We start from the raw sequence: 14,795 nt of genomic DNA, 5'->3' as shown, positions 1-14,795 counted from the left end.
GTAGCAAGTGCCTTTTGGTTACTGAATAGTCCCGTTTCTTCGGGATATAACATAGTATTAAGGAGGTGTGCTGACCTAGCAGGCGTCTGTACAGAGGATTTAAAATTATTTGTATGAGCAGAAAAATACTAACACTGGCTTTACTAACAATAATGGGCTTGAGTTTACAGGCCAGGGAAGGAAGGTGGAAGAAAGGCATCGTGGATGCACAGTTTTTATACGAGAAGGATGTTTATCCGTCCTGTCATGCCGGTACGTTGGCCGAAACACCGGATGGTCTGGTTGCAGCCTGGTTTGGTGGTACATACGAACGGCATCCTGATGTTACCATTCGGTTCAGCAAATTTAAGAATGGAAAATGGAGCAAATCCGTGGAGGTGGCTAATGGTGTCATCAACGATACCTTGCGCTACCCAACCTGGAATCCTGTATTGTATCAGGTGCCTGGCGGTGATTTGTTGTTGTTTTACAAAGTGGGGCCTAAACCATCGGAGTGGTGGGGTGTTATGAAACGCTCTTCTGATAACGGTGAAACCTGGAGTAAGTCTCAGAAATTACCGGATGGTTATATCGGTCCGGTAAAAAACAAGCCGGTATTGCTGGAAGACGGAACCCTGATATGTCCCTCCAGTACAGAAGGAAATGGCTGGAATGTTCATTTCGAATTTACAAAGGACTGGGGAAAAACCTGGGATAAGACCGATGCCATCAATAATTATAAGGTGCACAGTATTATTCAGCCAAGTGTTCTGACATACCCGGATGGCCGGTTGCAGATTCTTTGTCGCAGCAAAAATGCGGTACTTGTCACGTCGTGGTCAGATGATAACGGGAAAACATGGTCGTTGACGCAGCCTTCAGGTTTGCCAAATAATAATTCGGGTACCGATGCAGTAACACTGGCTGATGGACGACAACTGGTAGTATACAATCATGTTGCAACGCCAATCAATGCTTCAAAAGGGCATCGTACGCCCTTGAATGTGGCTCTCTCCAAAGACGGAAAAACCTGGTATGCCGCACTGGTGCTTGAGGATTCAGAGATAAGTCAGTATTCGTATCCGGCGGTGATCCAGACTTCAGACGGACTCGTACACATCATTTATACATGGCGACGGGAAAAGATGAAACATGTGGTAGTGGATCCGGATAAACTGAAACTGTCAAAAATTGTGGATGAAAAATGGCCTGAGAAATAAACGAAGCATGAAAAATTTAGCATCTATACTTGCATTTTTAGTTGTATTGCTTACGGCAGCGGCTCAGAATTCTGATTCCAGATATGCAGAATCCCTTGACCGTGTTTTACAGGAGATTTCCAAACAATACCATGTTGAACTGAGTTATGCAGGAAGTAAGGTAAAAGGCAAAACACTCACCTATGCAGAATGGCGGTTTCGTCCTTCTCTTGAAGAAACTTTAATACGGGTGCTTTCTCCGTTTGATCTGACCTTTGAGAAACAAAACGATAGTTTATACCGGATCACCGATTATAAATATTACAGGACCAGCCTGGAGGATGGTGTTGAAAAGCTGGACTACCTGAAAAAATTGTATGACAACAAGGATGAATGGGAAACCCGAAAAGCTGAATTGCGGCAGTGTTTCCTGGAAGCCTTAAGAATATCGCACAAACCGGATTGGCCGGATTCAAAGCCGGTAATCGTCAACAAGCGAAAATATAAGAACTATCGCGTGGAGAATTTTGCACTGGAAGTTTTGCCGGGCGCTTATGTTATGGGATCCATATATAAGCCTGTGAAAATATCGGGAAAAGTTCCGTTGATATTAAGTCCCAATGGACATTTTTCAAAAGGTCGATATAATAAGGATATGCAAACCAGGGCCGCGATGCTGGCACAGATGGGCGCAATTGTAGCGACTTACGATCTGTTTGCCTGGGGAGAAAGTGCGTTGCAATATGGCGATGAAAGCCATCGGCGCAGTCTGGCGCAAACCATGCAGGTGCTCAACAGCTTGAGAATTCTGGATTATTTGTTGTCTATGAAAGAAGCTGATCCAACCAGGGTAGGTATTACCGGTGGATCCGGAGGAGGCAGCCACACCATGCTGATGGGCGCCATTGATGACCGGTTTACGGTGAGTGTCCCGGTAGTGATGCTCTCCTGTTATTTCTACGGTGGCTGTCCCTGTGAAAGCGGACAACCGGTTCATCTGTGCGGAGGCGGAACCAATAATGTGGAGATGGCTGCTATGTTTGCACCGAAGCCCATGCTTATCATTAGCGATGGAGGTGACTGGTCGAACCATGTACCGGAATTTGAATATCCTTTCGTTCAGAGGATTTATGGATTTTATGGCAAAACGGATAATGTGAAGAACGTGCACCTGCCGGATGAAGGTCATGATTATGGCATTTCAAAACGTCTGGCCATGTACAGTTTTATGGCAAAGCATCTTAACCTGGATACTTCGAAGGTGAAGAATGCAGATGGTAGTTTTGATGAATCCGGTGTTGTGGTAGAAGATGAGAAGGAGTTGTATGTTTTTGATAATGAGGTCGAAAAGTTACCGCATGACGCACTGAAAAGCTTTGACGTACTGGAGAATGTGGCAAATGAGGTTTTAGGTTCTCATGAAAAGAGTGAAAAATAAATATCGTTATTTTACCCGAAGTCCTCTTGTTCCTCCGCTATAGCTTAGGCGACACGCGGAAAGAGGAAGTTGCGTGGGCAGATCCCTTCAGGGAAAAGAAGGGTGAGTGGGGAGATTTATAAAAGCTGTAAAATATTATAAAATGATGCGTGTAAAAAAGCCAATACTGTTGACTCACATTTTCCTTTTATGCATTCTGATAAACTCAGTAGCGCAGGAAACAGAGCAGAAGTACCTGTCCGGAACAGGTGTTGATAATACAGTGGACTGGCAGTTTTTTTGCACCGAAGGACAGAATTCAGGGGAATGGACAACTATTCCGGTGCCGTCGAACTGGGAGCAGCAGGGATTTGGGAACTATAATTATGGCAGAGATAAAGTCCAAAGTTCGGAGAAGGGACTGTATAAATACACATTCACTGTACCGGCGGACTGGAAGAAAAAGCAGGTAGAGATTGTTTTTGAAGGTTCCATGACGGATACGGAAGTTAAGATTAACGGCAAATCAGCCGGACCGGTGCATCAGGGTGCATATTACGCATTTCGCTATAACATCAGTAAATTGTTGAAGTATGGACAGGAGAATTTGCTTGAAGTTAAGGTGTCAAAACAATCTGCCAATGAATCCGTAAATAAAGCTGAACGCAAGGGAGACTACTGGATTTTCGGCGGCATTTTTAGGCCAGTATACCTTGAAGCTAAGCCACTGCAAAACATTGAACGCGTTGCGATAGATGCCCAAGCGGATGGAGTTCTAAAAGCAGATGTTTTTCTGAATAATGTAACAAAGGCTGATAAAATTTCAGCCAGTGTTTATACGCTCGATGGCAATGCGGTGGGAGAGCCTTTTTCTTCAGAACTAACCAAAGGGATTAATAAGGTTCAACTGAATACTCTTTTAAACGACATTAAACTCTGGAATCCGGAAGATCCAAATTTGTATAACCTGAAAATTGAACTGAAATCCAATGGAAAAACCATTCATGAGATGATGACCCGGTTCGGTTTCCGGACTATAGACATCCGGCCAAGAGACGGGATTTATGTGAATGGAGTTCAAGTGAAATTTAAGGGTGTGAACCGGCATACGTTTCGCTCACAATACGGGAGAGCATCCGGTAAAGCTATTAGTATTGAAGATGTGGAACTGATGAAATCCATGAACATGAACGCAGTCCGGATGTCGCACTATCCACCGGATGGTCATTTTCTTGATGTGTGTGATTCCCTGGGGCTTTTTGTGCTGGATGAAATTGCAGGATGGCACGCGGCCTACGATAATGAAGTCGGGGCCAAACTGCTGAAAGAAATGGTCGTGCATGATGTGAATCATCCTTCCATTGTGATGTGGGACAATGGCAACGAGGGTGGCCACAATCCTTCTTTTGATGCTTTGTTTGCCAGATATGATATACAAAAGAGACTGGTGATTTATCCCTGGATGGAACACAATGGCATAGCCACGCAACACTACCGCGGATACGACTACGGCGCTGATACGTACTGGAACGGACGACTGATCACCTTTCCAACTGAATTCCTGCATGGCCTGTATGATGGCGGACACGGTGCCGGATTGTACGATTTTTGGGAATATATATGGAAAAAGCCAAAAGCCGCAGGAGGATTTCTCTGGGATCTATTCGACCAGGGCATTCTGAGAACCGATAAGGAAGGTGAGGTGTATGATACGGATGGAGAGCACGGTGCCGATGGTATTCTGGGACCTAAACTTGAGAAAGAGGCCAGTTATTACGCCATTAAGGAGATATGGTCGCCGGTTCAGTTGGAACCATTGGAAATTACACCGTTATGGAATAAAAAAATGGGCATTGAAAACCGGTATCTTTACACCAACCTGAATAAATGTACCTTTAACTGGAAACTGGAGACTTTGCCAGACCCCAAAGGAAAGGATACCCACATAGAACGTTCGGGAAGCATTCCATCTCCTGATCTTGAGCCAAATGAGAAGGGCACCCTCGAAATCCCTGTTCCGGAAAACTGGAAGGAATTTGATGTGCTCGGGATTACAGCAACTGACTCACGAGGCAAAACATTGTATACATGGAATTACCCCTTGGTTATTGCTGCAGATGTTGCTGAAAAACTTATAAATAAAACGCCTGTATCGGATCATCTGAAACTTACAGAAACCGGTAATACCTATTTGATTAATGCTGCTGATATTCAGTTTACTATTGGTAAAGCGGATGGTCTCCTTAAAAAAGTGGAGAACGAAAAAGGTGTCATGCCATTTACCCAGGGGCCGGAACTGAGCGCCGGAATAGCTGTATTCAAGGATATTACCGTTGAAACGTTCCGGGATAGTATCCTTTTACAGGTAAATTTTGACGAAAAAGAATCGCGCATAAAGCAGTTTACCTGGACCTTTTACCCGAATGGCTGGGCAAAGGTGCATATTTATTATATGCCTGAAAAATACGATGTCCATTTCGATATGATGGGTGTGAATTTTTCGTATCCCGAAGATTTGGTAAGAGGTGTTAAGTGGCTGGGAAACGGGCCTTACCGTGTATGGAAAAACCGGACACAGGGTGTGGAATTTGGCGTCTGGCAAAAGGATTATAATAATACCATTACATCGGTTGAGCCCATTGTGTATCCCGAATTTAAAGGCTATCACGCAAATATGTACTGGGCAGAAATTCAATCGAAGGAGCAGTCGTTTACTGTGGCAACTTCTACCGATGATGTTTACCTGAGGTTATATACACCGGCTAATCCGGATCCGGTTGTAGAAAGGGTGACACCGGTATTCCCCGGAGGTGATATCTCATTTATGCAGGCTATTCCACCGATAGGTACTAAAACAAATGCCCCGTCAAACCTGGGGCCTTCAGGACAAAAGAATAAATTCTTTGATTACGGACCATTTGATGACTGGCGAATCAGAAGTCAGCAGATGATCCTGTATTTTAATTTTTCGTCTAACCAGTAAATGTATTTCATGAAAACCTTTCATTTCAAATTAGCCACATTATGTTTTGCAGTGCTGTTCTTTTTTTCGGCTTCGGCGCAGAAAATCTGGGTGTCGCCAAATGGAAGCGATACTGGTGCTGGGAATGAAAATGATCCGCTGAAATCTATCTCATCGGCGTTGGAAAAAGCACGGGAACTCAGAACATCAAATGTTGAAACCATAAAAGACGGAATACAGATTATATTAAAAGCCGGTGATTACTGTCTGGAAAAGCCGCTTGAAATCAAGCCCGAATATTCCGGAACAGAAGCATCCCCGACAATTATTATGGCAGAAGAAGATTATTGCGTCAGAATTAATGGCGGCGTAAAGGTAGAAGGCTGGCAAAAAGTAAAAGACCATATTTACAGGGCTAAACTGGATAGGGATGAAAAACTGCGTACCTTATTTATTGATGGTAAACGGATGCACATGGCCGGAACAGATATTCCTGTGCCTGGTATGGGAGAATGGGGTAAATTTGAAATTAAGGGCAATGAACCCTGGGCATTTGGACCCGGTTCAGCCATTGACGGAATAAAATTCAGTGCCGATGATGTAGTACCGTATAAAAATCCTGAAGATATTGAATTGGTTCAGTTTAATGTCTGGACGGAGAAAATACTGTGCGTAAGAGATATGGAAAGATCCGGGGATACTACGATTGTTAAATTCCAACAACCCTATGGAGCTATTGCCACTTCTATGGCCTGGGCCGGAAATATAAATTTTGAAAAGGATTTTGTGATTCGGAATGCTTACGAATTGCTGGACGCACCGGGAGAATTTTATTTCAATACAAAAAGCAAACAGCTCTATTGCTACTACGATAAAGGAGATATTAATGGTGCTGAAGTTATAGCACCAGTGTCGGACGGTTTGGTTACCATAAAGGGTAATTCAACCGATAAAAGGGTCAGCCATATTCAGTTTAAAGGCATTGTATTTTCTTATGACCACTGGCCATTAATGGAGGTTGCAGGTTCTCATGGATTTGCCGGAATACAGAGTCTGGGGTTGGCTGTAAAATATATTCCTGATGGCAACTGGCATCCAACAAAATACAACAGTACCGACGTTCCGACAGGTGCCATTCAGATTGAGAACGCAGCAAATATTTCCTTTATCCGGAATCGGTTTCAGGGAATCAGTTCAGCCATTGCTATAAATCTGGTTAACGACGTAAAGCACTGCACTGTTGAAGGGAACTTTTTTAACGACCTTCTTGGGAATGCTGTTAATATTGGTCACCCGCAACACTACGAAATTGGAGATGGTGCTCTATATAAAAAGGGTGTGGAAGGACTTTGTGAATACAACCTGGTTTCTAACAACTACATCCGCAATGTTAGTCTCGATTTCAGACAGGTAGAGGCCATTACCTCATTTTTTGTAGCCAATACAAGGATAGAACACAACGACATATCGGGCACGCCATACGGCGCCATAACCTGCGGATGGTGGTGGGGAAATGCGAACATTCCACCTTCCAAAGTGGCCAAAAACAACAGCATATGCTATAACAAGGTTGGCAATACCCACCAGGTGCTTGACGATGGTGGTGTCATATATTTGCTGGGAGAACAACCGGGTACTAAGGTTGAAGAAAATTATATATTTAACGGACCAAGGTGTATCTATCCTGATGATGGCTCTGCTTATCTTACCATTGCAAGAAACGTGGTAGATAATCCCAGTTATACACAGTTGTGGTTGCATTTCTGGACGAAGCGCTGTCACGATAATTTCATCACAGGAAATTACGTTAAGAATAACCTGTTTATGGATAATGGAACCAACAACACAATTAAAGATACCCATTCATTCAGGGAAGATGAGTTTTCGGGTGAGGCACTGGAGATTATGAATGAAGCCGGAATTGAAGATGAGTTTAAAGATATTGTTCCCGGTACCGTAACGGAAATGAAAGGTGTATCTGTGATAGAACCGGGAAAAATAAGTATTCACCCCAAAGATTTTAAAGAACGAGATGTATTCCATTAATTCATACTTTATACGGAGGAAGATAGTTTCAATTAAATTCTATCCCTTGTTTCTCCTTTTGCTTCTGTTAATGGTTGCCTGCCGTAATTCAGGCAATAAAGCAAGTGAAAAGGGGAACGGAGAGTCTGATCAGTATCGAATGGCCGTAGAGGTTGTTCTGAAAGATGAAGCGGATATGAACCGCTTCTTAAGCCAGTTTGCAGAGATTAAATTAGAAAAATTTGCATGGAAGAATCATGTGGTTCTGTTTGGTGATAAAAGCGATACAGCCGGCATTGGGAAAAAAATACGTACATCTGATATTCCGTATGAAATAAAGTGGTATCTGCATCCCTTTTATGTATTTGATAAGCTAAGCTGTTGTGCTGATACAGCGGTAAGTTCTTCCTGGAACGACTATGTTTTAACAGCAAATTTAGTGGAAGACACTGTTTTGCAAAACGAATATATGGCCTATCATAAAACACAGTTCACGAAATGGCCGGAGGTGGCACAGGGGTTTTGTCATGCAGGTTTTCAGCAGCTTCTGGTTTTTAGAAGTGGTCGGCAGTTGTTGTTGGTTATATCGGTTCCTTCAGATAAAACCCTGGACGAACTGGATCCAAAAACCGTAGAAAATAATCCGCGCATGGTTGAGTGGAACAACCTGATGTCCCGATATCAGGAAGGCATTGAAGGAACTTCGGATGATGAAACATGGGTTTTCCTGGATAAAGTCAGTACAGAGAAAGAATTAAAACGTTAACATAAAAGTTTTAATAATATTTTATGAAATACTTTGTTTGTAAAGTTTTAAACAATGTAAACGATTACATATATTTGCGTTTTATACAAAAAATGATGTTCTTATGAGGCTATTTTCAAATATATTTCTGTTTTTGGTTTCATTGCTGATTTTGGCCACATGCCAATCCGGTGAAAAAATTACAATTTTCACACAGCAGGATTCAAAAAGAGAGGCTTATGGTGTGGAAAAATTGAAGTCAGTTCTTTCCGAAAACGGTTACGCCGTCACTGTAACCTCCGATACCACAGGAATAAGAAACAGGATTATTATTATTCGACCATTGTCTGAGGGTACTTTGAGTTCTACAGATCCTGAAAAGCAAATTGCTGTACCCATTTCAGATGAAGGATTTATCATTGATTCGAAGGCTAAGAATATAACCATCAGTGCCAACGGGAGCAGTGGAATATTGTATGGCTGTCTGGAACTGGCAGAGCGGGTTAAGGCTCAGAAGGAACTGCCGGATCTGATCCACGTGGAAGATCAGCCGGAGATGGTCATGCGTGGAACCTGCATCGGTTTACAGAAAACATCGTATTTACCGGGAAGAACGGTATATGAGTATCCGTACACGCCGGAAAGCTTTCCCTGGTTTTATGACAGGGAGCTTTGGATTAAATACCTGGATATGATGGTGGAGAACCGCTATAATTCACTTTACCTGTGGAATGGTCATCCGTTTGCATCCCTGGTTAAGTTAAAGGACTATCCATATGCCGTGGAGGTAGATGACGAAACGTTTAAAAAGAACGAAGAAATATTTGCTTTTCTTACAGAAGAAGCGGATAAACGTGGTATCTGGGTGATCCAGATGTTTTACAATATCATCGTTTCCAAACCTTTCGCTGAGGAAAATGGCATTAAAACACAGGAACGGAGTCGGCCAATCACTCCGCTGATTGCGGATTATACACAAAAATCCATCGCGGCATTCATCGAGAAATATCCTCATGTGGGCCTGTTGGTCACCCTGGGAGAAGCCATGAATACAATTGATGATGATGTGGAATGGTTTACCAAAACCATCATCCCCGGGGTTAAAGACGGTCTGGATTCATTAGGCATCACCGAAGAACCACCCATTGTTTTACGCGGACATGATACCGATGCCAAACGGGTGATGGAAGCAGCACTTCCGTTATACAGGAATCTTTACACCATGTATAAATACAATGGAGAATCTCTTACGACATACAGACCCCGGAATTCATGGGATTCCATTCCAACGGCATTAAGCAGACTGGGTTCAGTTCATATTTCCAATGTACACATATTAGCGAACCTGGAACCATTCCGTTATGGTGATCCCAACTTTATTCAAAAGTCAGTGATTGCCATGCATGAACGACAGGGAGCAAATGGCTTACATCTCTATCCACAGGCATCATACTGGGATTGGCCGTATACCGCGGATAAAACGGAACCAAGATTATTGGAGATGGACCGGGACTGGATATGGTATAAGGCATGGGCCCGCTATGCCTGGAATTCAGAGCGCGACAGCTTGAAAGAAGCCATGTACTGGTCTGATCAGCTGTCCGGTTTTTATGGATCAGGCGGAGAGGATATTCTGCAGGCTTACGAGGAAACCGGCGAAATTGCGCCAAAATTGCTCCGTACATTTGGGATATCTGACGGTAACAGGCAGACATTATTGTTGGGTATGTTTATGGGGCAACTGGTGAATCCGTTTAAATACAATGTATATCAGAGCTTTTTAAATTCCAACGGACCGGAAGGTGAGATTCTGGTGGATTATGCCCGTAAGGAATGGGAGAGAGAACCACATATTGGCGAAACACCCCCACAAATCGCCAGGGAAGTGGTTGAGCATGGTGAAAAAGCTGTCAAAGCCATAGATAAGGCAGAGTTAACGGTCACAAAAAATAAGGCAGAGTTCGAACGTCTGAAAAATGACGTCTATTGTTATCAGGCCATCGCCAATTGTTTTGCAGAAAAAGAAAAGGCGGCGGAACTGGTGCTGAGATATAAATATTCAAACGAGGTATCTGATCTGGATAAAGCCTTACCACATCTGGAAAAAAGTCTCGATTTTTACCGTAACCTCGTCAAGCTGACAGAAAATGGATATCTCTATGCCAACAGCATGCAGACGGCGCAAAGGCGCATACCGATAACTGGCCGTGATGGCACCAATAAAACATGGAAAGAACTGTTGCCTCACTATGAAGCTGAACTGGATAATTTCAAGCGTAACCTGCAAATGCTGAAATCCAAGGGCGAAAAAGGTAAAACATTTGAAGTGTTGCAACCGCTTAAGGTAGTTATTTTAACGGCTGGAGTTCAGCGTTATCCATTGGTTCCGGGAGAACAGGTGTTTAGCGACAATAGGGCGAAGATAAAAGCTGTTGCACCGGAGCTGAAGAACCTTTCAGGTGTGCAGTTTCCGGATAACGGACAACGGCAAAACGGAACGGTTTTAAAGTTTAAAACTGATCAACCGGTTAAAATTCTGGTAGGCTATTTCAATACCAACTCATACACCACACTTCGTCCGCCAACACTTGAAACCAATGCACAGGCGAATGATCGGGGTCAGGCCGATATTAAGATTGCCAATGCGTTGGATATTCCCGGGTTATATCCTGTGAATATTTATACGTACAAGTACGATGCCGGTGAGCATGAGCTGGTATTAGGCAAAGGCCGGGTACTTGTTCTGGGATTTATTGACGGAAATGCAACCATTCCCATTCATGATGCAGGCATAGGAGCTGAAGATGGCGCCTCTGTGGATTGGTTGTTTTATTAGTGAGACCCAGATTTCAGAAACGAAGTGAACTGAAATCTGATGGACGAACTAATCCCGATCGTGCATCGGGATAGTGAGACGTGAGGTAATAAGTATTGTTAACATGAGAAACGAACTAATCCCGATCGTGTATCGGGACGGTTAGAATTAAGTCTATCCGTATGGTCAGGAGTGAAAAACGAGCTAATATCGATTATACATTGGGATAGTGTATTAAGAAAGATTTGAAATATAAGTAGGAAATAGTAACGTAAGGCATTTAATGAAACAAACCAATTATCAGTTGTTTGATTTTCTGGATTTTGATCCGGCTTTAAATGGTGAGGAAGTCCTTTGGAAAGCCTGTGCCCCAACAAAAATAAAAACAGAAGGAACAGATGTTGTTCTGACGGTTCCCTTTCAAAAGCAGCTGATAAGCAATGATATTACACCCGATACAAGGGGAAAGCGGATCAACACTCAAATTAGATTAAGGGCTTATGGTGATAACATCCTTCGGGTAGCCTTTGGAACGAATGTGGCAGAGATGAATGATTCGGTGATGCTGCAGGTGAGAGAAGGATTGGAAATAACACCACTTCACATACAGCAGAATAAACATGAGTGGTTGGTTCTGGATCAAAAAGGATCAGTTCGTGCAAGTCTGAACCGCAAAGCACATTCTACGGACTACTGGAGTGACTTGCTGCCGGCACCACAGGAATCCCTGGAGCTCAACTTTTTCCCTGAAGCGGACAAGGAAATCAAAATCAGTGCCTTTGATCAGTTTTTTCCGGCCAGGCATGATGCTTTTGCTTTAGCACTGGTTGAAAAAAGCGGCAAATTCAATCGTACGACAGTATCCTTTCATATTGATCCGGATGAAAAGTTTGTAGGTACCGGTGAACGATTTACCAAAATGGATTTATCCGGGCATACCTTTCAACTAAAAAACCAGGACGGACAGGGCGTCAATAACAGGCGTACCTATAAAAATATTCCGTTTTACATGTCCAGCAGGATGTATGGTGTATTCATGCATACCTCAGCTTATGGTAAATTTTCCCTCGGAGATCATTCCACTCGATCGGCACAATTGCTGGTGGAAGAACCTGAACTGGATCTGTTTCTGCTTGGCGGTCAGACACCGGAAGAAATTCTGTATAATTACCGCAGTCTGACTGGTTTTCCAAAGATGTTACCAAAGTGGAGTTTTGGTACATGGATGAGCCGGATGACCTACTTCTCGGAGGAGGAAGTCAACGGTATATGTAAGCGCTTGAGGGATGAAGATTATCCTTGTGATGTGATTCACCTGGATACCGGTTGGTTCAGAACAGACTGGCTCTGCGAATGGAAATTTAATCCGGAACGGTTTCCTGATCCAAAACGGTTCATCGGAAACCTGCGGGATAAAGGGTTTAAAGTCAGCCTTTGGCAAATGCCATATATTGCAAAAGATGCGGAGCAACACGATGAAGCCAAAGCCAACCGATACATGTGCGAATTGAAAGAGGCTAAACAACAGGGCGGCTCTAACTTCAGTGCACTCGATTATGCCGGAACCATCGATTTTACCTATCCCAAAGCCGTGAACTGGTATAAAGGATTGCTGAAGGAATTGCTGGAGATGGGCGTGGTTTGCATTAAAACCGACTTTGGTGAAGACATTCACATGGAAGCAGAATACCATGCCATGGAGCCGGAGAAACTGAATAATCTGTATGCCCTGCTTTACCAGAAGGCTGCATTTGAGATTACCAAAGAAATGACCGGTGATGGTATTGTCTGGGCACGTGCCGGTTGGGCGGGCTGTCAGCGGTATCCTTTACATTGGGGAGGTGATTCCGCCTGCTCCTGGGATGGGCTGACCGGTTCATTAAAGGGAGGTCTGCATATAGGACTTTCAGGATTTGGATTCTGGAGCCACGATGTACCCGGCTTTCACGGCGTTCCTGATTTTATGAATTCCGTGATACCCGATGATCTGTATGTCCGCTGGACGCAATTCGGAGTATTCTCGTCTCATTTGCGTTACCATGGCACCTCAAAGCGGGAGCCTTATGAATATCCTAATATCAGCGGCATTGTGCGTCAGTGGCTCAAACTGCGTTATGCTTTGATTCCATATATTCTGGAACAAAGTGAAAAAACAACACAAAGCGGTTTCCCTGTTTTAAGGGCTTTGATCTTTCACCATCCGGAGGATAAGATGTGCTGGCACATTGATGATCAGTATTATTTTGGAGATGATTTTCTGGTGGCACCGGTTATGAACAGTGAAAACAAACGGGATATTTACCTGCCGGAAGGATCATGGGTCAATCTTTTTAACGGTGAAAAATATACTGGTCAACAATGGCTAAACAGTTTTGAATGCCCGTTGGATGAAATGCCGGTCTGGGTCAGAGAAAATGCAGAAATTCCGGTGTATCCATATGCTGTCAGCAATACAGATGAAATTGATTTAGAGAAGTCTAAAAGAATATCTTTTGATCCGAAGTTTGAAGGTATAAAGAAATCCATATTAAGTTGGATTTGGAATCAAAATGATTAATGAGAAATTGAGTACAATGGCTATGAATACCTGGAAAAATAATATGGAGGAATCAAAGCAGCGGTATCTGGACTGGTGGAAGGGTAAGGGTATCGTGCTGAGCATGTGGGAACATCTGTACAAGGATGGGAAACCGCATGCTGATATAATCAAACCTCCTGAACCAAAGGATTTAAAACAGTACTGGTTCGATCCGGAATGGCGGGCTGACAATCTGAATTACCAATTGTCGCGGAGTTCGTTTAAAGCTGATATTCTTCCCGTTGCCAACACACACCTGGGGCCCGGTTCACTGGCAGCTATGATGGGAGCTGAACTGGACGGTGGTGAAGATACCATCTGGATCAAACACAGGGAAGGAACACCGTTAAAACTGGAGCTGGATGAGAATGATCCCGCCTGGCAACTGCATCTCGATTTGTTGAAAGCCTGCAAGGCCAGAGCAAAAGGGAATTACTACGTGGGTTGTCCCGACCTGGTGGAAGGGCTTGACGTACTGGCCAGTATCCGTGGAACGCAGGACACCTTGATGGATATGATCATGGACCCCGAAGGTCTGGAACAGCAACTGCAGAAAATTAATGATGTGTATTTCCAGGTTTTCGACCGGATTTATGACATCATTAATGAGGATGGCGAAATGGCCTTTTGTTATTTTTCACTGTGGGCACCCGGAAAAGTTTCCAAGCTGCAATCCGATATTTCCATCATGTTTTCCGAAGACGACTATATCCGTTTTGTGCTGCCATTCATAAAAGAACAATGTCAGAAAATCGATTATACCTTGTATCATCTGGACGGCGTGGATGCTCAACGCCATCTGGATGCCATTCTGAGCATTGAAGAACTGAATGCTGTACAGTGGACGCCGGGAGTGGGAGAACCGCAGGGTGGTGATCCGCGCTGGTACGATTTGTATAAAAAGATTCTGGCTTCGGGAAAATCCATCATGGCTAACTGGGTCACCCTCGATGAGCTGGAGTCCCTGATTGATAACGTTGGTACGCAGGGTTTGCACATTAATGTGGATTTTAAGACAGAAAAAGAAATTGATGCAGCATTAAAAATTTTAGATAAATACAGGTAATTGAAAGGC

General features: G+C 43.5%; 8 protein-coding genes. All 8 read left to right on the top strand.

Going from position 1 to position 14,795, the window contains the following annotated elements:
- Positions 1 to 113: 113 nt before the first annotated feature.
- The 8 genes from ACE1ET_RS18550 to ACE1ET_RS18515 all read left to right on the top strand — a co-directional run bounded on the left by ACE1ET_RS18550 (position 114) and on the right by ACE1ET_RS18515 (position 14,786).
- Positions 114 to 1,199, top strand: coding sequence for a sialidase family protein (locus ACE1ET_RS18550; protein ID WP_375729917.1), 1,086 nt, complete (start codon positions 114 to 116; stop codon positions 1,197 to 1,199).
- Positions 1,200 to 1,206: 7 nt separating this feature from the next.
- The gene (locus ACE1ET_RS18545; protein ID WP_375729916.1) at positions 1,207 to 2,616 is read left to right on the top strand and encodes an alpha/beta hydrolase family protein; all 1,410 of its coding nucleotides are present in this window, start codon (positions 1,207 to 1,209) and stop codon (positions 2,614 to 2,616) included.
- 142 nt (positions 2,617 to 2,758) lie between these two features.
- A complete protein-coding gene (locus ACE1ET_RS18540; RefSeq protein WP_375729915.1) occupies positions 2,759 to 5,578 on the top strand; it encodes a glycoside hydrolase family 2 TIM barrel-domain containing protein in 2,820 nt (939 codons plus the stop codon).
- A gap of 9 nt (positions 5,579 to 5,587) precedes the next feature.
- Positions 5,588 to 7,603 (top strand): right-handed parallel beta-helix repeat-containing protein, encoded by a 2,016-nt coding sequence (locus tag ACE1ET_RS18535; protein WP_375729914.1) that lies wholly within the window; start codon positions 5,588 to 5,590, stop codon positions 7,601 to 7,603.
- Positions 7,604 to 7,649: 46 nt separating this feature from the next.
- Positions 7,650 to 8,348: an L-rhamnose mutarotase gene (locus ACE1ET_RS18530; RefSeq protein ID WP_375729913.1), complete on the top strand. Its 699-nt coding sequence runs from the start codon at positions 7,650 to 7,652 to the stop codon at positions 8,346 to 8,348.
- A 103-nt stretch (positions 8,349 to 8,451) separates the two neighbouring features.
- Entirely contained in the window at positions 8,452 to 11,163 is a 2,712-nt protein-coding gene (locus tag ACE1ET_RS18525; RefSeq protein WP_375729912.1) for an alpha-d-galacturonidase, read from the top strand.
- A 262-nt stretch (positions 11,164 to 11,425) separates the two neighbouring features.
- Complete coding sequence (locus tag ACE1ET_RS18520; RefSeq protein ID WP_375729911.1) at positions 11,426 to 13,699, top strand: glycoside hydrolase family 31 protein; 2,274 nt, start codon at positions 11,426 to 11,428, stop codon at positions 13,697 to 13,699.
- A gap of 16 nt (positions 13,700 to 13,715) precedes the next feature.
- Positions 13,716 to 14,786, top strand: a complete 1,071-nt coding sequence (locus tag ACE1ET_RS18515) for a uroporphyrinogen decarboxylase/cobalamine-independent methonine synthase family protein (RefSeq protein WP_375729910.1) — start codon at positions 13,716 to 13,718, stop codon at positions 14,784 to 14,786.
- Positions 14,787 to 14,795: the final 9 nt, after the last annotated feature.

Source organism: Quyinboa mangrovi, from assembly GCF_042219825.1.
GTDB lineage: Bacteria > Bacteroidota > Bacteroidia > Bacteroidales > UBA5342 > JBHJHP01.
The sequence above is the reverse complement of the archived record's forward strand: the minus strand, read 5'-3'. Positions and strand labels throughout refer to the sequence as shown.

Excerpts from the sequence above, each read along its gene's own strand:
- ACE1ET_RS18550 (WP_375729917.1), top strand. The coding sequence starts at position 114 with ATGAGCAGAAAAATACTAACACTGGCTTTACTAACAATAATGGGCTTG.
- ACE1ET_RS18545 (WP_375729916.1), top strand. The coding sequence starts at position 1,207 with ATGAAAAATTTAGCATCTATACTTGCATTTTTAGTTGTATTGCTTACG.
- ACE1ET_RS18540 (WP_375729915.1), top strand. The coding sequence starts at position 2,759 with ATGATGCGTGTAAAAAAGCCAATACTGTTGACTCACATTTTCCTTTTA.
- ACE1ET_RS18535 (WP_375729914.1), top strand. The coding sequence starts at position 5,588 with ATGAAAACCTTTCATTTCAAATTAGCCACATTATGTTTTGCAGTGCTG.
- ACE1ET_RS18525 (WP_375729912.1), top strand. The coding sequence starts at position 8,452 with ATGAGGCTATTTTCAAATATATTTCTGTTTTTGGTTTCATTGCTGATT.
- ACE1ET_RS18520 (WP_375729911.1), top strand. The coding sequence starts at position 11,426 with ATGAAACAAACCAATTATCAGTTGTTTGATTTTCTGGATTTTGATCCG.
- ACE1ET_RS18515 (WP_375729910.1), top strand. The coding sequence starts at position 13,716 with ATGGCTATGAATACCTGGAAAAATAATATGGAGGAATCAAAGCAGCGG.